General features: G+C 55.8%; 16 protein-coding genes. 7 read left to right on the forward strand and 9 right to left on the reverse strand.

Annotation, left to right across the window (positions count from 1 at the left end; all coding sequences use genetic code 11):
* From I6J19_RS09970 to I6J19_RS09980, 3 genes are read right to left on the reverse strand one after another with little or no spacing between them, the layout of a single operon-like run.
* Window positions 1-1,176, reverse strand: coding sequence for a metallophosphoesterase family protein (locus tag I6J19_RS09970; RefSeq protein WP_038628425.1), 1,176 nt, complete (start codon window positions 1,174-1,176; stop codon window positions 1-3).
* A gap of 2 nt (window positions 1,177-1,178) precedes the next feature.
* Window positions 1,179-2,237 carry a hypothetical protein gene (locus I6J19_RS09975; RefSeq protein WP_038628422.1) on the reverse strand — a complete coding sequence of 353 codons (1,059 nt, stop codon included), beginning with the start codon at window positions 2,235-2,237 and terminating at the stop codon, window positions 1,179-1,181.
* Complete coding sequence (locus tag I6J19_RS09980) at window positions 2,237-5,476, reverse strand: DEAD/DEAH box helicase (protein WP_038628419.1); 3,240 nt, start codon at window positions 5,474-5,476, stop codon at window positions 2,237-2,239. The genes I6J19_RS09975 and I6J19_RS09980 overlap by 1 nt, the downstream gene beginning before the upstream one ends.
* A 593-nt stretch (window positions 5,477-6,069) precedes the next feature.
* On the opposite strand from I6J19_RS09980, the gene putP reads away from it, so the two are divergent.
* The 3 genes from putP (at window position 6,070) to I6J19_RS09995 (ending at window position 8,940) form a co-directional block, all read left to right on the forward strand.
* A complete protein-coding gene (gene putP, locus I6J19_RS09985; RefSeq protein WP_080972811.1) occupies window positions 6,070-7,593 on the forward strand; it encodes a sodium/proline symporter PutP in 1,524 nt (507 codons plus the stop codon).
* A gap of 132 nt (window positions 7,594-7,725) precedes the next feature.
* A complete protein-coding gene (locus I6J19_RS09990; RefSeq protein ID WP_235191244.1) occupies window positions 7,726-8,331 on the forward strand; it encodes an HNH endonuclease family protein in 606 nt (201 codons plus the stop codon).
* Between the two features lie 108 nt (window positions 8,332-8,439).
* Complete coding sequence (locus tag I6J19_RS09995; RefSeq protein ID WP_187402568.1) at window positions 8,440-8,940, forward strand: DUF2269 domain-containing protein; 501 nt, start codon at window positions 8,440-8,442, stop codon at window positions 8,938-8,940.
* Between the two features lie 196 nt (window positions 8,941-9,136).
* Here I6J19_RS09995 and I6J19_RS10000 read toward each other — a convergent pair whose 3' ends face one another.
* The gene (locus I6J19_RS10000) at window positions 9,137-11,284 is read right to left on the reverse strand and encodes a DEAD/DEAH box helicase (protein ID WP_038628407.1); all 2,148 of its coding nucleotides are present in this window, start codon (window positions 11,282-11,284) and stop codon (window positions 9,137-9,139) included.
* A gap of 579 nt (window positions 11,285-11,863) precedes the next feature.
* Between I6J19_RS10000 and I6J19_RS10005 the strand changes: the two genes are divergently transcribed.
* Complete coding sequence (locus I6J19_RS10005) at window positions 11,864-12,928, forward strand: bile acid:sodium symporter family protein (RefSeq protein ID WP_141737470.1); 1,065 nt, start codon at window positions 11,864-11,866, stop codon at window positions 12,926-12,928.
* Here I6J19_RS10005 and I6J19_RS10010 read toward each other — a convergent pair.
* The gene (locus I6J19_RS10010; protein ID WP_070431928.1) at window positions 12,925-14,307 is read right to left on the reverse strand and encodes an MFS transporter; all 1,383 of its coding nucleotides are present in this window, start codon (window positions 14,305-14,307) and stop codon (window positions 12,925-12,927) included. The genes I6J19_RS10005 and I6J19_RS10010 overlap by 4 nt on opposite strands.
* 120 nt (window positions 14,308-14,427) lie before the next feature.
* On the opposite strand from I6J19_RS10010, the gene I6J19_RS10015 reads away from it, so the two are divergent.
* Both I6J19_RS10015 and I6J19_RS10020 read left to right on the forward strand, forming a co-directional pair.
* Window positions 14,428-14,820, forward strand: coding sequence for a (deoxy)nucleoside triphosphate pyrophosphohydrolase (locus I6J19_RS10015; RefSeq protein WP_038629499.1), 393 nt, complete (start codon window positions 14,428-14,430; stop codon window positions 14,818-14,820).
* Window positions 14,821-14,861: 41 nt separating this feature from the next.
* Entirely contained in the window at window positions 14,862-17,750 is a 2,889-nt protein-coding gene (locus I6J19_RS10020; RefSeq protein WP_052155596.1) for a DUF3427 domain-containing protein, read from the forward strand.
* A 98-nt stretch (window positions 17,751-17,848) separates the two neighbouring features.
* On the opposite strand, the gene I6J19_RS10025 is transcribed toward I6J19_RS10020, so the two are convergent.
* Both I6J19_RS10025 and I6J19_RS10030 read right to left on the reverse strand, forming a co-directional pair.
* Window positions 17,849-18,988 carry a trypsin-like serine protease gene (locus tag I6J19_RS10025; protein WP_224786573.1) on the reverse strand — a complete coding sequence of 380 codons (1,140 nt, stop codon included), beginning with the start codon at window positions 18,986-18,988 and terminating at the stop codon, window positions 17,849-17,851.
* 255 nt (window positions 18,989-19,243) lie between these two features.
* On the reverse strand, window positions 19,244-20,326 hold the full coding sequence (locus I6J19_RS10030; RefSeq protein ID WP_235191243.1) for a chymotrypsin family serine protease: 1,083 nt from the start codon (window positions 20,324-20,326) through the stop codon (window positions 19,244-19,246).
* Window positions 20,327-20,603: 277 nt separating this feature from the next.
* Between I6J19_RS10030 and I6J19_RS10035 the strand changes: the two genes are divergently transcribed.
* Window positions 20,604-21,158: a hypothetical protein gene (locus tag I6J19_RS10035; RefSeq protein WP_038628397.1), complete on the forward strand. Its 555-nt coding sequence runs from the start codon at window positions 20,604-20,606 to the stop codon at window positions 21,156-21,158.
* Window positions 21,159-21,186: 28 nt separating this feature from the next.
* Here the strand turns inward: I6J19_RS10035 and I6J19_RS10040 are convergent, their stop codons facing one another.
* On the reverse strand, window positions 21,187-22,020 hold the full coding sequence (locus tag I6J19_RS10040) for a hypothetical protein (protein WP_038628393.1): 834 nt from the start codon (window positions 22,018-22,020) through the stop codon (window positions 21,187-21,189).
* 198 nt (window positions 22,021-22,218) lie between these two features.
* Window positions 22,219-23,031: a (2Fe-2S)-binding protein gene (locus I6J19_RS10045; RefSeq protein ID WP_038628390.1), complete on the reverse strand. Its 813-nt coding sequence runs from the start codon at window positions 23,029-23,031 to the stop codon at window positions 22,219-22,221.
* Window positions 23,032-23,063 lie beyond the last annotated feature (32 nt).

The following is a 23,063-nucleotide window of genomic DNA, read 5'->3' on the forward strand; positions in this document are numbered from 1 at the left end:
TTATTCCTTCTCTCCGGCTAGGCGGGCCAGCAAGCGAAGCGCATCAGCTGCTGCGGTGGTTTCAGATTCTGATAGGGGGCTACCGCTCTCGGTTCGCCCTTTACTCAAGACCGTTAGTTTTTCTGCAGCTATGAGCGGATAACCGGTGAGATTGAGATTAGAGATATCTCCTTCGGACGGAACCACCGTTAAATCGGAGCCACTTTCCCGGCGATAAAGTGCAGCGAAAAGCTGTTGGTACTGCTCAAGTCGGTTTTCAAAGGTAGTCGACTCTGACAGTGTCACGGTTCCTCGCAATGAATACTTCACCGCTGTGTCTGTCTTCGCCTCGATACCGTCCAGTTCAGCAAAGAACTCATCGAGGTCTTCCGCGCCAGTGATATCCATGTCGATGGCATGAAAAGCCCACTGCCCCACTCGGTGGGAGGCCACGGTAACTGAGCCCTTTTCGGGGTCGTCCTCTGCAATGTCGACGACTAGCGCATTGCCGGAATCCCGTTCTTTGTCGTCATACGCTGTGGTTTCGTGCGCGCCGGAGAAATAAACTCTGCCAGCATGGTCAAGTTGGCTCGTGGAGTGGGAATCCCCCAGCGCCACATAGTGCAACGCCCCACGGTCAATAGCCTGTTCCAAGCTGGTCAAATCAATGGTGGCTCCCGCATCAGCACCAAAGCCTTCTACTTGGCCGTGTGCGACCATCACTCGGATTCCATCGGCCGGCTCAAGCTCCGTGGCTATTTCCGCCACGATGTCGTCTGCCGAATACTTGCCGTGTACTGGCACACCGATGAGTTCCACCCCGTCACGGATGGAAATGGGCTCGCTGTCGCGAATTACGTAAACTCCTCGGTCTTCCAAAGATTCGAAAGCGCTACGTCGATAAATGGAAGAAGCATCAAGCGCATCATGGTTGCCGGGCAGGAGATACACCGGCACGGGTAGCTTGGCGATTCGCTCAAGAGCCCGCAAGAACACCTTGTCCGGCAACGTATTGGAATCGAACACGTCTCCAGCGACGACGATGAACTCAGCGCCTTCGCTGGTCGCCAACTCACCGATGCGGTCGATGGCGTTGAGGCGACTTTCGTGGAACCTAGCTTGGGCTTCACCGCCATCGAGCTCTAGGAACCACCGAGTCATTCCCAGTTGCCAATCTGAGGTGTGAATGAATTTCATGACTAGCGCTCCTTTTGTTCCAGGCTCAGCGATTCCTGCAGATGTTGCCAACAATCTTCCAAATCGGCGACTGCACGAATGGTCTCTCTCGAAACTACGCAGGTTGGCTGCAATGCTTCATGCAGCAAACTACGGTCGGTAACTGTTAGCGGGTCAATAACCTCGAGCGAAGGAACACTGACTCGTTCCAAATCATTGCCCCAGTAGTCGGCTTCGACCGCGAAAAGCTCGGCAACCTTTTTCTGCTCGTTGTCACCGCCATCATTTCCACCAGCGTCACCCGACTTCTGGGTGGTTTTATTGGGATCTTCCCGAACCTCGCCGCCAAGCCCGAGGCGCTTTGGCGCAGTCCGGTTTCGCAGCTGTGTTAGTTCCTGAAGCCGGCGTTGCAATTCGCGCTGCGGATAATCGCGCAGCTGCATTAGCGACAGCGGATCACGGTCGATATCAGCGACAAGTTGAGCGGCGACTGCAACGGTGTGCTTACACACAGGTGCTGGGTCCGGGCAGGTGCATTCGCTATAAATGTGCTCTTCACCATCGCACAACAGCATTTCCATCTGCTCATACGGCAACTCGCCGTGCTCAAACTCCGTAAAAGCCGACGGATTGTTCACCAACCACCGCAGTACGTCGTCAGTTTGTTTCTGCTCCCGCCGTGGGAACCGAATAAAGACTGAGAATGGTTCCGGCTGGCTGCCCTGCACTTCCCCGATGATGTAACCATCCGCGATTCGAAGCCCGAGCACATTGCCGTCGAACCTGTACTTCTCGCCTCTGTGAATACGACCCGAATCGGCACCACGGATGATGAACTCCCACACCCACCGGGCAAAAGTAGTACGTGGCTCGACCGCCACACGCGCTGAGGTTCCACGTCGCTGCTGCCCGGTAAATGCACCAGCCCAGTCCTGGGTGGCCAGGAGCTTTTCAATCGTCGAGCTGGTTGCTGGTGCGCTTCGCGCCGTAGTCCTTTTACGACCGCGCTTTCCAGAGGGGCCCTTGCCAAACTCGGCAAAGATGACATTGTCGCCCCATGTCACGTCTCCGTCACCGGCCATTAGTACCACCTCTTCTGGACTCTAAACGGTGTCACATTGTTGGGAATCGAATCGTCATCCGAGGTTGCGGAATCCAATGCCGTGGCCTCCGGGTTCACCCCATCGGTCACCGTCCCACCGGACTTTGACTCCGCTGCGTCCATCGATTCACGCAGTGACTGAATCTTGTCCTTGTCCAATTGCCACAGTGACCGCAAACGGTGAAAGTCCATCTCCGTCAGCTTGGTTTCACCAGCGCGCACAACTGCATCCGCCAATTCTGCTTTTTCAAAAATCAGCTCGTCGATGCGTTCTTCAAGCGTTCCAACACTGACCAGCTTGTGCACATGGACGTCTTTACGCTGACCGATGCGGTAGGAACGGTCCGTGGCCTGGTTTTCAACCGCTGGATTCCACCACCTGTCAATGTGAATGACGTGGTTGGCGGCAACTAGGTTGATGCCGACACCTGCCGCGAGAGTCGACAGCAAAATGATTGGCGGACCGTCCGGGGCATTAAACTCTGCCACTACTTTCTCGCGCTGTGCTGGGGTCATTGCCCCTTGAATAAACGGAATGTCCACGCCCAAGCGCTTGCTGAAATGAGGGGCAAGCATCTTGCCAAACTCCACGAACTGCGTGAACACAAGCGCGCGTTCACCGTTTTGCACAATCTCATCGACGAGCTCTTCCAACCGTGCGACCTTGCCCGAGCGATGCTGCCCATGATTAAGCAGCCCCGAGCCGTCGTGCTGGTAGTGCGCTGGGTGGTTGCAAATCTGCTTCAACTTCATGATGCCGCCGAGGATGATGCTCTTTCGCCCGAAGCTGCCAGAACGATTCCGCTTCGAGCGCTTAAGCTTGTCCTCGATATCCTTCACGGCCTCCTGATACAAGAAAGCCTGCTCCGTCGTGAGAGGAACCATCTCCACCTGCTCATTCTTCTTGGGCAGGTCCGGCGCGATAGCTGGATCCGACTTGAGTCGGCGCAGGATAAAAGGTGCTGTAATCGACTGCAATTGCAGTAGCATTTCCGCATTCCCATCACGCTCGATGGGAATCGCAAACTTGTTGCGAAATGCATTCGCCGAGCCCAGCATGCCTGGATTACAGAAATCCATGATGGTGCGCAGTTCGCCCAAGTCATTTTCCACCGGAGTACCAGTCATGGCGATGTTGTGTCGCGAGCCCAGGCTCCGCAGCGCTCTGGATACCTGTGCGTTGGGGTTCTTAATTGCCTGTGCTTCGTCAGCAATCACATGATCCCACTGCACTTGGGCGAGTTCGTTCACATCGCGGGTAGCAACACCATAGGTCGTCACAACAACATCGTGTTTTCCGATAAATTCTTGTAGTTCTCCACCATGAGGGCGGTTTGAACCATGCAGCAGCCCAACCTTAAGCTCTGGAGTGAACTTAGCCGCTTCTGCTGCCCAATTGCGCAACACACCTGTCGGAACCACCAGAAGCGAAGTCCTGTGCTCTTGAGCCGTAGCATCTGCTTTCCGACGGCAGCGCTCATACTCCAACAGCGCCAGAATTTGCACAGTCTTACCGAGCCCCATGTCATCAGCGAGAATGACACCAAAGCCGCGGTTGGACATATCCGTCAGCCACTCCACACCGCGCTGTTGATACTCCCGCAGCTCACCGACAAAACTCGGTGGCACCTCGACGGACTCTGCGAGGACCGTGGAACCGTCTGAGTACTTCGACACCAACGCCTTGAGCCAAGAGGGATCCCTGGGGGCGACTGGCACTGCTGCTGGAGCTTGCGACTCTAAGCCACCGTCGAAGACCAGCTCTTTCAGGGTGGCTTGCCCCTTACCGGTTTCCTCCCCGGCCTTGGTCTGCTCCACCAAAAACTTCAGGGCTTCCCTAGCTACCTCTGGGTTCGCGTGCACCCAATGGTCTCGCAGATGCACTAGCCCCGTACTCGATGCAGCGAGCTCACGCATTTCCGCTTCCGTCAGTACGGCATCCCCCACGGCCAGCTTCCACTCGTAATCAACCAGTTGGTCAAATCCGAGTTTCGGTTCCGAACGGCGCCCAGCAGGCCCCGTCGGATCTAACTGGATGACTTCAGTGTGCAACTGCAGGGTGGTCTCCACTGACTTCCAGTTCGGCGGCAGCATCACATCGATATCAACCTTTGCCAGCTGCGAGATGCCATCAGTCATAAGCTCTATCAGCTGCTCTGAGGTCAGCAGCAGATCCAAGCCCGGGTGGCCCGCTGCCTTCGCATATTTGAGCGTTGGGAATGCCTCCTGTGCAGCCAATAGCTGCGGGCGAAGCAGCGACAGCACGGACCGGCGACACATTTCTGGATTCAGGTGCTCCGGAGCTGCGACGCCGATGCGGTAGTACATCCGCAATGGCCATAGAGTCTCATGTTCCACCGCAGCTGAACGAGGATTGAAGCGAGTTACTGAGCCCCCTTCTTCATCCGCTCGATCCTGCAACTCCAACAGCTGCGGAAGATCCACATCCGGCAAGTCTTCCAGCTGGCCTTCAAAACCAACAGGTTCCTGCACCATTAGCTGCAGACGAACATCCTCACCATCGGCCGACAGTCTCCACTTTGCCAGTGACTGCGCCACCCCCGGCGTCGCACGCCCCAGGGACTGAGACTGCAACAACGACCGCACGAAACTCTGACGCTGTTCTGCCGGTTCATCCAAATCGGCCAGGAGCGCGTTGGTGACCCAATGAAACATCCGATTGATGAAGTCCTCAGCCACCGTGGCACCTCCGTTATCAATCAACACCGGTGGTGTACGGGAAATGACCTGACTCTGCCAAGCAATCTCACTCAGCCCCTCCGACATCCGCCACGTCGGCCACCACTCATTGTCTTCCCATGTCAGCGCCACCAATGCCCGCCCAGAGCGTGCGAAAGCATCCAATCCCTGTACAACATCCACAAAGAACCGAAGATCCGGTGCCATCGCCGCCGAGGCAACTTCCTCCTGCAATTGCACCAGTGCTGTCACCGCAGCCCATGGCGGGAACACCCATGTGGGTACCGCTTTCTCTACTGCCCGCCCCTTCGGTGTGCGCAGTTTTAGCGTCAGTTGCGCTCGACTCCCCTGGTCCAGCACTGCAAAAAGCCGACGCTGATGCGCCGGGACTTCCAGCAAATCCACGTCCGCAATAATCCGGTGCCCCTCTGGCCGCTCCACCCATAGGTGAAGACCCGAATCATCTTTCCAGACCGCGTGCAGCAGCAACGGCACCGCTGACTTAGCAACTTGATCCATTACTTCCTCCCCACTGCTTGCTCAGTCATCGCCTGCTCAGTCATCACCGTCTAATCACCCGGCGACTTCGCCACCAGATATTTGTTCAATGAAGATTCTGCCACGCACCCCGGATCAGCTTTTCCACCACACCACAACATTAGCACGCTTGTTCGAATTATGTATCTTGCAAAAACTACTCCCCTTCTGCCCAAATACCCCTTTTCCCAGGTAATTTGTCGCACTTAACCGATTTTTAAAAGCTTTTTCAACGCTTCTTATCTTGCAATGCAGCGCATCACATGAAAACGTCGTATAGGCCACAAGAATTAAAAATGTGTGACTCGTGCAATAGTTCTGCCATGGTTCGCATGTGCCAGTAGGCTCCGATGACTGTCGAAGATAGTCCGGAAGCTGAAGCTGTGTTGAATCGCGAACCGCAGGTTCCACCGTGGACGTCGGCCACTTTTTGGCTCGATGCTGCCGCGTCGCTGTGAACGTCGTCAAGCAGACTTGATTAAGCGAAATTGAGTTGTGCGCCGAAAATGCTTTTTGGTGCGCTAGGTAGTGCGCGAGTCCGACTGTACGACTAATAAATAATGAGGAGTTGCCCTGTGGACCAACACACATGGTTCATCATCGCACTAGTCATTTATCTGCTGTTGATGGTCTACATCGGTTGGACCGGATGGAAAAAGACTGCAGAGTATGACGAATACATGATTGGCGGCCGCGGCCTACATCCGTTCGTCGCGGCACTGTCAGCGGGTGCATCGGACATGTCCGGCTGGCTGCTGATGGGTCTGCCCGGCGCGATTTACCTTTCGGGTCTGAACCAGACCTGGATTGCAATCGGCCTGGTCGCAGGCGCATGGCTGAACTGGAAGTTCACCGCACCACGCCTGCGTAGTTACACCAAGATTGCTCGTAACTCGATTACCGTGCCGTCGTTCCTGGAGAATCGTCTGCACGATACATCGAAGGTGCTGCGCGTTGCCGCAGGCCTGATTATTTTGCTGTTCTTCACCTTCTACGTGTCCTCGGGCATGGTGGCAGGTGGCCGTTACTGGGAGTCGACGTTCGGTGGCAACTACCTCGTCGGCATGCTGTTGGTAGCGGCTATCACTGTCGCGTACACCCTGTTCGGTGGCTTCCTGGCTGTGTCTTACACAGACACGGTGCAGGGCATCATTATGTTCATCGCGCTGCTGACGGTTCCGACTGTCGGCATCATCTACCTAATCAACAATGGCAACTCCGCCTCGGACATCTTCAGCTTTGCTGCTAACAACCCCTACCCGGGCAGCGAGGGACAGCCGGTCGAGACCTTCTTCGATCCGTTCGCTGGCATTCCGCTAATCACGATTATCGGTCTGCTCGGTTGGGGTCTGGGCTACTTCGGCCAGCCGCACATTATCGTTCGCTTTATGGCTCTGCGTAGCGCGAAGGACGCAACCGAGGGCCGCCGCTGGGGCGTTGGCTGGCAGGCACTGTGCATGCTCGGCTCCGTCCTCGTGGCGCTGACTGCAACTGTTTTCTTCACTACGAACCCAGATGCTTCGGTCACTGATGCGTCTTCCTACGAGACCATCTTCCTGGACATGACCCGCATCCTGTTCCACCCGCTGATTGCAGGCCTGATTCTGACTGCAGTACTGGCAGCAATCATGTCCACCATTTCCTCGCAGCTGCTGGTGTCTTCCTCCGCGCTAATCGAGGACTTGTTCAAGGCAATGGTCAACAAGTCCCTGCGTCCGAAGACCTACATGGCTCTCTCCCGCGTCGCGGTTGCGCTGATTGCCATTATCGCCGCAATCATCGCTGCGAACCCCAACAGCTCCATTCTGGATCTGGTTGGCTTCGCGTGGGCTGGCTTCGGCTCGGCATTCGGCCCGGTGCTGCTGGCCGCCCTCTACTGGTCGCGCCTGAACACGCCAGGTGCTGCTGCCGGCATGATCACTGGTGCGGTTGTCTCCTTCGCATGGGGCATGAGCTCGCTCAGCGACACTCTCTACGAGATCGTCCCGGGCTTCGCCGCTGCAACTGTCGTGATGATCATCGTCACGCTGGCTACGAAGGAACCGAATGAGAAGATCAAGGAAGAGTTCGACCACGCAGCAAAGCAGGCTCTGGTCTAACACTTCGATTTAGGCTTGGCCTCCGCTAGCCCCACAGGCTAGCCCCGGCGCATACCTACAAGGAACCGAAAAAGTATTTTTCGCGCCCAACTAGGTATGCGCCCTTTTTTATTTGCCATCCTAGCCGCCGTCTTGACCGCCGCCTTTGTCTCATCCTTTGCACTTACGCGAGTTCTCGTCACATCCTCCCCCGCTGGGCCGGACGCCGAAGCCGTCGTCAAGCAACTGCGCACTGTGCGCGTCGTCGCAGGCCGCCCCACCGTCACCGGGTACAAGCGCGAGCGCTTCGACGTCTGGGCAGGTTCTGCCGATTGCAATACACGCCATAAAGTGTTGGCGGCGTGGTTCGGGGGCTCTGTATGTTCGCTTGACGACGGCGCCCTGCGCGAAATCCCCGACCCTTACACGGGTGACCCGGTGGGTGCGCATGAGGTCGATATCGACCACATTTATCCGTTGGCAGCGGCGTGGGATTTCGGAGCCTACGCCTGGGATGCCGAGCGGCGTCGGCGATTTGGCAACGATATCGAGGCCAACCTCGCGCCCACCCGAAGTGCGGTCAACAGGGATAAAGGAGATGCCAGCCCGGCGGAATGGCTTCCCGAAGATGCGAAGGCGTGTGACTATTCGCAGCGTTACTTAGCGGTGGCCATTAAATGGGACCTGCCCGTATCTTCGGCAGACTGGACGGCGCTGGCAGCTGCGTGTGGGATCCGCGCTGGGAAAGGCACGAAATAGAGAAAATAGTGCGAGCACGTTAAGTTAAGGACTGGTCTTAATAAGGAAATATCCAGGCCACTCCTCGCTTGAACGCGAGGCCTACATTCAGTCGTGGAAAGGTAATACGTGCAAAACGTAGTTCTTATGGTTCACGTCCTAGCGGCAATTCTGCTGCTTGGACCGGTGACTGTCGCAATTTCGATGTTCCCGAAGCTCGCGCTTGCAGCCCGCGGCGGAGAGGCTGGAACGGTCGGCTCCGCGCGCACCATGCACGCCATTTCGCGCACCTACGGCATGTGGTCGCTGCTCGTGCCGCTGCTCGGCTTCGGTGTCATGTTCACCGATGTGTCGACCTACATGAAGTCCGGGGCAATGCACGCCGCAATCCTGCTGACAATCATCGCCTGGGCACTGCTGTTCTTCCTGATCATTCCGCGTCAGCGTCTGATGATGGCCGGCCTCGGCATCGCTGATGAAGACGAGGATGTTGACGATCCGAAGTTCATCGAGCGTCGCAAGAAGGCTGACGAGCTCGACTGGGACAAGCAGAAGGGCCAGCTGGCCATGTTCTCCGGCATCTTCTCCCTGCTGTGGGTTGTCGCCGGCATCCTGATGTTCTTCATCTAAGGATTGAGCTCTAGCGCTTAGGCCCCGCGCCTACGCACACGCTCAGACACAATAAACTGCCGGTGCGCCTGTACGTTTCGGCCCGACTTTTAGGGCTGGGAAGTACATGCGCACCGGCAGTTTTTTTATTTTCTAGGTCAGCGCCACGGACAGTGGTCGCCTGACGACGCCCCCCCTGCTCGCCTGCCTAACAGGTCTAGCGGCGTCCGCCTCGGTAACCACCGCGGCGGTCATCCCGGTCACCACGGTAGCCACTGCGACCGCGTCCGCGACCACGACCGCCGAAACCGTCACCGTCATCGAAGTTTCCACGGTAGCTACCCCGGCCACGTCCGCCACCACGGCGGTCATCGCGGCCACGACCACCACGGTATCCTCCGCGACCGCGACCGCCATCACGACGATTGCCACGGTAGCCACCACGGCCACCGCGGTAGTCATCGCTGTCGTCGACCGAGGTGCCGTCGTCAAGCTTCAGCCCAATGAGCTGGCCGGAAATGCGGGTATCGGAGAGGTTGTTGATGACTTCTTGCGGCAGGTTGGCCGGCAGTTCGACCAGGGTGTGGTCGCCACGGATGTCGATGTGTCCGAAGTCCTTTGATGACAGGCCGCCCTCGTTGGCGATGGCGCCCACAATGGCACCCGGGCGGACGTGCTGGCGACGACCGACGCTGATGCGGTAGGTTGCGGTGCCCTCGCGTTCGAATTCGACCAGGTCGGCGCGCTTGCCCTGACCGCGCTCACCACGGGAGCGACCATCGCGGCCACGGTTGCGGTCGCGGTCGAAACGATCACGGTCACGATCATGACGACGGCCACGCGGTGGCTCCTTCATCAGGAAGTCGCCCGACTGTGCCTGCGCAGCGATAGCAGCGGCGATATCGACCAGCGGAGTGTCGTGCTCTTCAGCGTACTCCTCGATGAGCTCGCGGAAGACCGGAACCTGCGAATCAGCAAGTGCCTCAGTCAAATCATCAGCGAACTTCTGCTTACGGGAGTCGTTGACCTCATCGACGGTCGGCAGCTTCATCTCGTGCAGCTGGGACTTGGTCGCACGCTCAATCGAGCGCAGCAGGCGCCCCTCACGCGGAGTGACAAACAGCAGCGCCTCACCGGAGCGGCCAGCGCGACCGGTACGACCAATGCGGTGGACGTAGGACTCGGTGTCGTGCGGAATGTCGTAGTTGACCACGTGGGAAATGCGGTCAACGTCCAGGCCACGAGCAGCCACATCGGTTGCCACCAGGATGTCCAGGCGGCCGTCCTTGAGCTGATCAATCGTGCGCTCACGCAGGGTCTGCGGGATATCGCCGTTGATGGCGGCAGCGGAGAATCCGCGGGCACGCAGCTTCTCAGCGAGCTCCTCGGTCTCGTGCTTGGTACGCACGAACATGATCATCGCTTCAAATTCCTCGACCTCGAGGATGCGGGTCACCGCGTCCAGCTTGTTGCGGTGGCTGACCATCAGGAAGCGCTGGCGAATATTGTCCGCAGTGCGAGTCTGGGACTTGACGGTGATCTCTTCCGGCTCCCTCAGGTACTGCTTGGACAGGCGACGAATCGAAGCCGGCATGGTAGCCGAGAACAGTGCGACCTGCTTGTCATCCGGAGTGTCGGCAAGAATGCGCTCGACATCCTCCTGGAAACCCATCTGCAGCATCTCATCGGCCTCGTCCAGTACCAGGAAGCGCAGGTCGGAGATGTCCAACGAGCCCTTTTCCAGGTGGTCAATGACACGACCCGGCGTGCCGACGATGATCTGTGCACCTCGACGCAGACCCGACAGCTGCACTCCGTAGGACTGACCACCGTAGATTGGCAGGACCTGAATCTTGCCCAGGTGATCAGCAAACGACTGGAAGGAATCCGCAACCTGCAGTGCCAGCTCACGGGTCGGAGCGAGCACCAGCGCCTGCGGTGCGCGGACGGAGCGATCAATGCGAGCCAGAATCGGCAGCGCGAACGCCGCGGTCTTACCAGTACCAGTCTGAGCCAGGCCGACGACGTCGCGGCCGCTCATCAGAGTCGGGATAGTTGCAGCCTGAATTGGGGAAGGAGTCTCAAACCCAACCTTGCGAACTGCATTGACAATGTCATCCGGCAGCTCGAGCTCATCGAAGCCGACGGTGTCGTCATCGTTGTCGTGTTTGTTCTTTTCGGCCTTCTTTTCGGCCTCGGCAGTCTTTTCTACCTTCTCGGTCTTTTCCTCAGCGGCCTTCTCTCCGGCCACTGGTGCTTCCCCGGCCACTACATCCTCGGCCTTCACAATTGCGTCCTCGCGCTGGTTTTCGCGCTGATCCTCGCGATTTTCCTCGACGCTGCCATTCATTTCATTATTAGCCATTTGGGGCTCTTCCTGGGCCTTTTCGCCCGCACACTCAATATTCAACAGTTGATTACTCACAGTTGGGTCGCACATACATGACCCGCCCAATTTACGTTCTTGTTTTCAGTGCTCTCACGTCGGAATTGCGATGACATCGCTTCTCTTGCACATACTTCGAAAAATTGCGCCCAAACCCAATTCAGCTTTTACTTCCGAGGAGGGGCGCCCATCATGCACTATGCACTCTCAAGCGTTTCACCAGCGAATTTATACCGCTGCCAGATTCTCTGCGACATTGTCGTCAGGATTTCACACCGACTGCCCAGACTACGCCACCGTCGGTCAAAAAACCATTTCCCGTTAGCAAGGCCACAACACTAGGTGGTCGATTTCTTGGATGAGGCCCGGCGCTGGGGCCGACGTCAAACGAGCACATTGCACCCACTTCGGGGTATCTATTTTGCAATTGCATGGGGTGAGGTAGTTAACATTTTCCCTACACGTTTGTACACATATCTGCTATTTTCCGCCGTGGAACACCCACCGTTCGGCGGATTTTTGCAATTTCGCAACGTATAAACCCAAGGTCGCTAGAGAATGTCCAGCAATAACAACGCACCAGAAACGCAGCTGTCTTCGCCCCGACAGTCCCCGCTAAAACCACATTCTCCCGAGGAGATTTCTGGGAATGGCAAGCAGGAAAATAAGGCACCGTCGAAGCTCTCGGCGATAATTGAGGTTCTCGGATTTCCGGGCTTTATTTTGGCGGGTTCGGCGCTGGCATTCTTCTTCCCCGCCCCGTTTACTCCGCTGACGGACTACATCACATATTTCCTGATGATCATCATGTTCGCGATGGGCCTCACCCTGACCATTCCGGACTTTAAGCAGGTCGCTAAGCGCCCGTTGGCGATTCTCGTCGGCGTCATTGCGCAGTTTGTCATCATGCCGCTGCTAGCAATTGCCGTGGCGAAAGTGCTCGGGCTTAACCCGGCGCTGGCCGTCGGTCTGCTGATGCTGGGCTCCGTCCCAGGCGGCACCTCATCGAACGTCATCGCTTACCTGGCACGCGGTGATGTCGCGCTGTCCGTCGCTATGACCAGCGTGTCGACGCTGGTCTCGCCGATTATGACGCCGTTTCTCATGCTCGTGCTTGCCGACGCGCACACGGAGGTCGACGGCCTCGGGATGGCGTGGAGCCTCTGCCAGACAGTCCTCCTGCCTGTGGTTGGTGGCCTGATCATTCGCTTTGTGGCCGACTCGTTTATTAATAAAATCCTGCCGATTCTGCCGTGGATTTCCATCCTCGGTATCGGCGGCGTGGTCTTCGGTGCCGTGGCCAAGAATGCGGAGAGCCTGGCGCACATTGGCCTCATTGTGTTTGTGGCTGTAATCATCCACAACGTGCTGGGCTACGTGCTCGGCTTCTTTGCAGGCCAGCTGGTCGGGATGCCGACTGCGGGCAAGCGCACGGTGGCCGTGGAGGTCGGTACGCAATCCGAGGGTCTGTCTTCCGGTATGGCGGCGAAGTTCTTTACCCCAGAGGCCGCGCTTCCTGGCGCGGTGGCCGCGGTGGTGCACAACATTACTGGCGCTATCTATGTGACTATTTGCCGAAAGCTCGATGAAGGCAAGGAATCTAGCAAATCCGCTTCTGTTTAAGCTGTTTTCGCTTTGGCTTCTTTTGCTCCGCTGTTCGACGAGTGGGCTGGTAGAGTCTCGCGCCCGAATATCCAGCCCACCATCGCGACCAGCGAGATGACACCGCAAACAAGGAATCCGGCCTTGAACCCTGCGGCATCCACGATTGCGCCGACAATCAGCGGGCCGGAGATCGCTCCGAAGTCCTGAGCCATTTGGAAATTGGCGAGCACCTTTCCACCTTGGCGGTTGGCGCCGATGACGTCGGCAAGCACGGCCTGCTGCGATGGATTAATCATGCCAGCGCCGAAGCCGGCGAGGACTGAGAGAATCAGTAGCGGAATGGCGCCGCTGCTAAATCCGATTGCGCCAGTGAATACGCCGTTGATAAACAGGCCTGTGATGAGCAGTGGACGACGGCCGATGCGGTCGGACAAACGACCGGAAAACTGAAGTGCCGTAACATTGCCGAGCGCGAAGGCCGTCAGCGCGAAACCAGCTGTGGCAGTGGCAGCTACTGCCACATCGCTGCCCGGTTCTGGGGCGCCGACATGGGAGAACGTTGCCGCAGCGAACAGCGGGACAATCGCGACGCGCACGCCGAAGTTCGACCAACCGTTGGCGAAGGCTCCGACTAGTGCGCTTCGATATGCCGAGTCCCGGATTGCCTCGGAGAACTTCAGCACTGGAGTCGTGCGCTTTGGCACTACGTGGCGAAGATGCTCCGCGCTCAGCGACATGCCGACCACAATCGTTGCCACAATCAGCGCGCCACCGTAGATGAAAAACGGCACTCGCATGCCCCATGCGCCCATTGCCGCACCAATAATTGGGCCAAAGACATTGCCCAACAGGAAGGCTGTGCCGTAGGCGGCCGAGCTCTTACCGCGGATCTCCGGCGGTGAAATCCGCACAATCAGCCCCATTGCCGAGACCGTAAACATCGTCGAACCGATGCCTCCGAGCGCACGAAACGCCAGCAGTTGCCAATAAGTCTGCGCAATACCGACAAGCAAAGTCGAGAATGCGACAATGCTGATGCCGGTCAGGTACGTGCGTCGATATCCGAGCTTCTCTACCAGCGAACCCGATGCCGGCGCGAAGATCAGCCGAAAAATGGAGAACGAACTGACCACGAAGCTGGCCGCGAACACACCCACATCGAAGCTGCGTGCGTACTGCGGAAGAATTGGAGCAATCAGCCCAAAGCCCAGCGCGATGATGAACGCGGCGCTGACCAGAATCCAAATCTCTCGCGGAATCGGCTGTTTTGTCCGGTCTAATTCACTCGACTGAGGACCCAGACCTTGTGATTCGCTTCCCACCTCCGATGCGATAGCCGGCTGAGATTCGCACTTTGCTTTACGACGAAGCAGGCCGCGCGAACGGGAAGCTGACAAGGTAACGGTCCTTTCTACTGTGCAAAAGAGAAAATAAAAAGCCCAGGAGTTCACCATAGCCCGATCTGCAAACAGTGACGATTACTAGAATGAGGCGCAATGACAGAACGCGGAGTTGAGATGAAAAAACGAATCGAAGTTGTAGGTGCGGTTCTTACCTACGAAGGAAAAATCTTCGCCGCCCAACGCGGCCCAGGTCGCTCGATGGAAAACTATTGGGAATTTCCCGGTGGAAAGATCGAAGAAGGTGAGTCCCCTCGTGAGGCTCTAGCCCGTGAACTAAGAGAAGAGCTAAAACTTGAAGCTGAGATTGGGAACCACATTCTCACTGTCGACCATGAGTATGACTTCGCCGTTATCTCACTGGCGACATACTTTTGTTCCGTTTCTTCTCCCGAAATCAAGCTAACGGAGCACACTGAATATCGTTGGTTAGAACCGGCCGAACTTTATTCCGTTGATTGGGCGCCAGCGGACATCCCTACAGTCGACATTCTTGTAAACGAACAATAATCAATACAAGCGACGCAGCGTGCATTTAGTATGCTAAAACAATGATGAATTCCCTGGTCGGAGACCTGCGATACGGCTTCATCGATAAAAACATCGTTGCCGACAAAAAATACAATCCCCGACTCATTCGCAACGATGAGTCGGCCACTATGTACAATGCGCTCCGCGAGGAGCTACGCACCGCTACGAGTTTCATATTTTCAGTAGCATTTATTTCTCCGGCCGCTCTTGCCATGCTGAAGGAGGATCTCCTTCAGTTTTCTGGCCCAATGACGATCATCACGTCGAACTACCTTGATTTCAATTCACCATCGATGTTCAGAGAACTACTCGAAATTGAGGGACTGAACGTCTACATCTACCCCGAGGATCATCACCGGGGTTTTCATCCAAAGGGATACCTCTTTTACAAAGAGGTTGAGCTTTCAGCCATCGTCGGCAGCGCAAATTTGACGCAAAAGGCGCTCCAGGAAAACGAAGAGTGGAATCTACACTTTTCCAGCCACCAGAATGGTGATATCACGTTCCAAATTGAGACGGCCATTGATATGCAACGTAACCGTTGCATCCCACTAACTCATCAATGGGTCGATGAGTACGAACAGAACCGCGTACCTCCAGTTTCGAAAAACACGCACACAAAGTTGCTGCCCGAGGGCCCAGTTATTGCCAATCAAATGCAGCAGGTAGCGCTGTCGAATATCGCTGACTTGAGGCAGTCAGGCGAGCGGAAAGGCCTCATAATTTCCGCTACCGGCACGGGGAAGACGATCCTTGCTGCACTAGCAGTTAAAGAAGCAGAGGCCGAGCGCGTCTTGTTCGTCGCCCACCGGGAACAGATTCTGGAAAAGACTAAGAGTGAATTCCGAAAGGTACTTGCTTATTCCGGTTCTGAGCTTACGGACGCCGACTTTGGACTCTTGGTTGGTGGGAAAAAAGAAACTGATGCACGATACCTTTTTGCCTCAGTTCAATCCTTGTATTCCCAATCGACTTACAAAACCTTTTCTCCAGATGCCTTTGACTTCATCATTATCGATGAGGTTCATCGTGGCGCTGCTAATTCCTACAAGCCAGTTTTTGAATACTTCAACAGCGAGTTTGTCCTCGGCTTGACCGCAACTCCCGAGCGTCCAGATTCAGGGGACATCTTTCGCCTCTTTGATTTCAACGTTCCTTACGAAATCCGACTGCAAGCCGCTCTTGAAGCCGACATGCTCGCACCATTCCATTATTTCGGTGTCACCGATTTTGATGATGGAGTTCGAGCGATCGGTGATAAGACTGCATCCATCGATGCTCTCGTCGCTGAAGATCGTATCGACTATCTCCTGGAGAAGCTCCGTGTCTACGGGTTTCCTGAGAGAGTTAAGGGGCTCATGTTTTGCAGTCGGAAAGACGAAGCGAAAGCGCTGTCGGAGCAGCTCAACCAAAAGCAGCTCTTTGGCCGGCAGCTACGGACGAAGGTGCTTCTAGGTGAAGACTCAATCTCGACACGAAATGCTGTCGTTGCGGAGTTATCTGCAGGCGAACTCGACTACATCATCACCGTTGATATTTTCAACGAGGGCATCGACATTCCGGCAGTAAATCAAGTAGTGATGCTACGCGGCACCGAGTCAAACATCATTTTTACCCAGCAGCTGGGCCGTGGTCTTCGCAAAGCCCCAGGAAAAGACCACCTCCGAGTAATTGACTTTATTGGAAACTACAAGAACAATTACATGATCCCGATGGCTCTTTTCGGCGATTCATCTAGAAATAAGTCGAAGCTCAAGAGCAAAGTCGTTGATCCCTCCAATATCCCATCGGGCTCCACTGTAAGCTTTGATGAAATTGCCAAGGAGAAGATCCTTAAAGCCATCGATACAGCCTCGGTAGACACGATTGCTGAATTTAAAAAGGATATTCAACTTCTCCAGTACCGACTGAATCGTGTACCACGACTAATGGATTTTGCTCGGTTCAACCTCGTTGACCCTGCAGTGATCTCGACCAGGCGTACCAAGAATTATTGGGAACTCCTCCACCGAGTAGACAAAGCAGCAACAGGACCAACGGATAAGCAGAGTGAATACTTGAAGTTTTTGTCCCGCGAGCTACTTCCCGGAAAGCAACCCCAAGAGTTACTTCTACTTGACCAGCTTATTAAGCATGGTTCCATCACACGTGAAGAATTTTCTGACTTTCTCGACACAAGGGCTGTTTCTCACAGCGAGCTGGATCTCTCTGTTGTCGAACGAGTGCTCAACCTCGAGTTTTACCCGAAGCGGGCCTACGAAGAAATTAGATTGGTCCGGTACGATGACGAAACCTCACGTTACAGTCTGACTGAGGAATTTTTGACTTTGTACAACAAGTGGGATTCGACATATCCAAATAGCTTTCGAGAGCATGTGGATGACATCATTCAAACTGGTCTTTTCCTGTCCCGCGAAAATGATTATTTCGCGGGTGTGCTTCGCCGCAATCAACGCTATTCCAGAAAGGATGTTTCTCGTCTTTTGAGGCTTCGGTCGGATCAAACAGGCACGCTAAATGGCTACAAGATTGATTCCCACTCGCAGACGATCCCTATCTTCGTGAACTACCGTAAACACAAGGGGCTTGCTCCGAGCATTGCCTACGAAGATGAATTCATTGACCGTTCGACGATGCGCTGGTTTACACGTTCAAATAGGACCCTCAAGAGCCAAGAGGTCCAGAGCATCATCCAACACAAGTTCCCAATCCATTTGTTTGTGCGTAGGGATGATTTACCAGATGAAGGATTCACCTACCTTGGCGAAGTGACTCCCAGCGATCCACAACAAACGACAATGAAGGGGCTAAAAGACAAAGAATTAGATGTTGTCACAATGAAGCTTCACCTTGAACATCCCGTTCCCGACACATTCTTCGAGTACCTTCACGCAAAGCCGATTGACTAACAAAAGCTAAACCCCCTACTCCGCCACCATGGCGGAATAGGGGGTTAAACGGAGCGTCGTAAAGCGAACGCTCTATCTACGAGACTGCAGTGACCTGATTAGAACAGGCTCGGAAGACCTGCCTGCGAGGAGAGGTTGCTGACAGCCTGTGTTGCCTGAGCGGTCGACCCCGACAGCTCCGGAATGGGCAGCTCCGGGAGAGCTGGGCTCTCCGAGATGATGTCGGCAATCTCCGGCGGGACCTCGACGCCCTCTGGAAGCAGCTCGCCAATCGGACCCAAATCCGGCTCTTCCTGCGGGACGTGCTGGTTGGTGTACTGAACGTCCTCGTCAATCGTGCGGAACTCAGACTGCGGTTCAGTGGAGGTCTCTACCTTGAAGCGCTCGTTAACCTGGCCGTCTGGGATGTCGTACTGCTCTTCAAGAGCAACGTCAATCGGCTGGAAGCGGCTCAGCGGGCCAATACCCATGGAGTTAACGCCGATGGCCTCGCGAGTCTCTGGGTTGTAGGCGTTTCCGCCCGAATCGCCGTGGTCAATCGGAGCGATGGCCCAGACACCGTTGCGGACACGGAAGACCTGGAAGCCGCAACCGCGGCCAGTACGGGAACCGTCAGTGCACACGGGCTCACCGAAGTTGTCGACGGAAATCTCCATCGGGTCGAGAGTGCGCTTGTCCTCGATACCGACGATCTGGACCGGCTCGCCGTGGACGTTGCCGAACTCATCCACAGAGTGGGACATGGAGGTGGTCTTAATGTCGTCCTGAACCTCAATGATGCCGTAGTCACCGCTATTGAAGAGCTCGTTGAAGAACTCCGGCATAGTGGTGTTTTCGTCGAAGTCGCTCTCTTCCGGCATGACATCGGTGCCCATGTAGTCCTTGTTGACCAGCTTGTCGCCGTCCTTGGTTGGGATGAAGAACTGGCCGGTGACCTCTTCGCCGGTTTCAGTATCCTTCGCCACAACACAGTGGCCGGCAGTCATGATGACGCGATGCGAAACACCATTCTGATCCACAACGGTGCCAGGAACTCCCAGAGAGCACATCGGAGACTGAACATGACGTCCGTCGATGTTCTTGCTGCTCGGGAACGGCATCCGCAACGGCGAACCCGGGCCGATGACAACATCCGAGTTTGCCGGTGCAGCCTCAGCTACCGCGATTCCGGGCACAAAGCCACCTGCAGCTACCGACAGTGCAGCCGTGAGTGTGGCGACCTTCTTCGAACTGGCCATAGTGTGCGCTACTCCATTTCTGTACAGAAAACTTGTCCCACTCAGTGTATTAGGGACACCTTTACAAAGCTCTCCAAAAATGAAACCTAGGGTGAAATTCTCAGTCGAGGAACCGTTCATTCGTCTTCATTTCAGACTCATTAGACATCAAAAAGTTTGCTCAACAGCAATGCAAGAGCCAGAACCATCCGCCTTGGATGATTCTGGCTCTCTTAACGGTTCGGGGGTGATTTTTGTCAGATTCTCAGACTGGTGCTAGCTCTCAAAGCTTGGAAGCTGAATTTCTGCCAACTGAGGCGACCCAGACAGGTGTGACGATTGTGGCAATTGGGGCGATTGTGGCAGCTCAGGGAGTTTCGGCAACTGCGGCAGCTGGTCCACGAGATCGACTAGCTGCGGTACAGAACCTTCCTGTGAATCCTGTGAATCCTGCGCCCGGACATACTCCTGATCCGCCGCCATATCCTCGTTGAGGGTGCGATAGGTGGAGTCGCGCTGAGCCGTGGAATCCGATACCTCGAAGTGGTCGTTTACTTGACCGTCGGGAATACCGTAGGCCTCCTGAATGGCAATATCTGCGGGCATCACACGCGAGACCGGACCGAAGGTCATCGAATTCACGCCAATAACTTCATTTGTGGTCGGGTCGTAGGCATTTCCGCCAGAGTCACCGTGATCAACGCCAATACCAACCGTCCAGATGCCGTTTCGAGCTCGGAATACCTGGTATCCACAGGCCCGTCCGGTGCGCATACCGTCCTTGCAGATAGGCTTGCCAAGATTATCGAAGGAGACTTCGCCACGCGGCAGGTCTTCATTGTCCTGAATGCCAGTCATCACTACCGGCTCCCCGTAGCTCTGACCATTTTCATCAATGGAGTAACTTGCGCCGGTAGTCTCTACGTCCGGATCCAGGTTGATTATTCCGTAGTCCGCGCCATTAAAGCCTGCCGGCAACGACTCCAGTCCGGCATCTTCCTGCGGCAATTCCCAACGATGGGCACCTGCGGTACCAATGCGCTTATCACCTTCAGTGGTTGGCACATACACCTCACCAGTGACGATTGGCAGACCCACATCCGGAGCATCATTCAGGCAGTGCCCTGCGGTCAACATGACCCGATGCTTCTCGCCGTTGCGGTCCGTCACCGTCCCCGGAACACCCGCCGAACACATCGGCGAGTTGATATTTCGATACCCATCCCACGGACTTCCCTCCATGGGAGTTCGAATCGGGTCACCCGGACCAACCACGACAGCATGTGCAGCGACCGGGGCCACCAAGGACAAAAGTGCTGCGAAAGCCGCTACCGCCAGTCGACTTCTTGCGTGCTTCATTGAGACGAATCTTTCAGATTTTTAGTTTTTCTTTAGGGCCACTACTCACACTAATCCACCACCCCACCCCCGGAAATAGTGTTTTCTCAGACTCTTGGGCTTTTACAAAAGTCGTTATCGAATCGTTTCCACAACCCCACGCGTCCCTGCAATAACACCAAACACCTAGCCAATTGACTACCCCCACTTGGGTGGCCCACTGATACTAATCTTATTTCGAACACGAGTTCTAGGCGTTCGAAAAAATGAGTCCGGGGTGTTCGATAATTTGTGAGCCATGAGTACAACAAACGAGTTTCCCATTCACCGTCGCCTAGCCCTTCCCCCGCTATCCGCTACCTACCGTGCAGAATGTTTCGAAGACCTCGCCCTCATCCGCACAATCCTCTGCCACCCCACCATCGGCCGTAGGCATTGGCCCGGCGCGCTGGATCACACCTTCTCGCTTCCCGACGGGCCTGTGGTCACCGTCCGAGCGTCACGGATAGCGCTTCCTCGCGCACTGGTCTCTCAGCTTGCCGACGTGCACGCGGAATACTTCATCCTGAAGGATGAGCCCATGTTCATGTACTCCGTTTCCGTCAAGGTGGAATCCTCATCGGAGGTAGTCCTCCGCGGAATTGGCGGTTCGAATCGGACACGGGAAGAAAACCGCCGACGCACTCGGGCTGTAGCCGAGGCTCTCCATCGTGCGCAGGACTGCAGCAAGATACACGAAAACGGCACTGACCTCGCACTCCCCGGGCGCCGTTATAGTTGGATTGGCACCAGGGACGCGCGGCCACTGCCGTGTCCTAGCGAGCTCTTTTCTTCTCGCCCATCAGCGGCTTAGCACTAGTCACAGCGCTGCCGCAGTATAGCTACTCGCTGTCGTCGCCTTCTTCGTCGTCCTCGTCGTCATAGTCGCCATCGTCGTAGAGGTCATCATCGTCCTCGTCGTCGTCATCATCCTCGTCCAAGGAGGCAACGTGATCAGAGTAGATGTACTCTGCATACCCGTCATCGACGGGTGCCAGCTGATCTTCCCATTCCTCTGCGCGGTCTACCACGAGCGCAAGGACATCCATCAGCTTGTCAAAGTCCTTGAAGGTGCCCAGTGTCAGAACCTCATTGCGCAAGGTCTGGATGTCAGAGTAGAGGTCAGCAAACATCTTGCGACGGTCATCATCGGTGAGAACCGTTTCGGTGTCCGAGTCCCAGAACTCCGCGATGGCCTGATCGACGATGTCGTCCAAGTTTGCGTCCTGGGAGATGAAGCGGACGTGTGCGCTGGGCTCGTTGTTGTGGGCAGTTACCAAAACCTGTACCAACGAGGAGGTACCAACTTCGGAGGTAACCAGAGTTGCCTCTTCGGGGTCCTGTTCAAACTCCAGGTCAGCAATGCGGTCATCGTCGCCATCGAGCAGAGTGCGAAGCAGGCCAACAACCTGGTCAGTAGCTACATGGTGAGCGACTGCTGCGACGGCGTCTTCGACGGAGAATACAGCGGAGACCAGAACAGCTTCGAACTCGTCGTCCTCATCATCCACATCGGCAGCGGCTACGTAAACTTCGGCAGCCGGGATGTCCTCATCAATGGTGACGAACTGAACCTCCAGGTCAGAGGTAATGGGAACGAAGAGGGTGTCATCGTTGACACGACTTTCAATGCCCTCGCGGTCCAGTGCCGCAGCAATCTGCTCGAAAAAGCTCATGGGTGGAATCCTCCCTTGAAAGATAATTGGCCTCTACCCGCAGCCAATCGTAGCGACAAACGCGCAATCATGGGGTGGCTCATGCCCCCGGCAATTGCTGCGAAAGATCACGCCGGCAGTGCGCGTGCTACATCAAAGCCGCCAACGCGGCCGGTTGAGGGACAGGCCGCCAGCTGTCGATTCTCGAAAACAGAGCGCTCAGTAGCGTGCCCAGAGTTGATGGCGTTCCTCACGCGAACGTTTCGGACACGAGACACACAGATCGGCGTCTGGGCTGTGATAAATCATGCAGCAAGTAGCTCTCTCCAGGTGAGTAACTACATCGAAGTCCGGTTCTTCTCCCGATTCCGCGGCGGCTTCGTCCCAGGGGCGCACCTCGCCTCCACAGGAATCCATGAAACGAGGAAGAGGAACCCGATGTACTCGCTGTATTCCCTCAACGACATGTTTGCCAATAAGCGCTCCGCGCCAGGGCTCCATCAGCTCATTACCGGCGGATATTGCGGCATTAGCTACGGCATCGGCAGCCACGGCCCAAAGAGGAGCAGGCTTGATTTCCCCGACTTCTCCAACAACCTGAGCCAACGGCTCCAAGAAATGGGCCAGTGCTTCGCCGGAATCCTTCAGCTCATCCGCATCCTCAGCAGAAATGCTTTCAAACTGTTGAGCTTGGAACCCAACCCAATAGTCATCTCGGAGAAATGTGAACCAAGAAGACCACTGCCACACTGGAACTCGATCGGAAACCAACACGCATGCCAGCGATGGCCCCACCAATGCTCCGCACATGGACCACCACCACAACTGCGCTTGGAAACGGGTATCGCCCGCAACCTCAGGCATGGGAAACAGCTTTCTCCCGGCCTCAATTCCGGCAGCTACAGCTTCGGTTGAAAGGTGCCAATCCGCAGCACCGTCGTGAGGAATGACATCTGCGGAAAACCGAGGAAAGTCCGCCAAAAGCTGGGAGTACTCGGGAGGCAATGCGGCACCCCGCATGACATCGTTCACCAGTCTCGTCCTTCTATCAACTGTTTTAATCG

It is taken from the genome of Corynebacterium amycolatum, assembly GCF_016889425.1.
In the GTDB taxonomy this organism is placed as follows: Bacteria; Actinomycetota; Actinomycetes; order Mycobacteriales; family Mycobacteriaceae; genus Corynebacterium; species Corynebacterium amycolatum.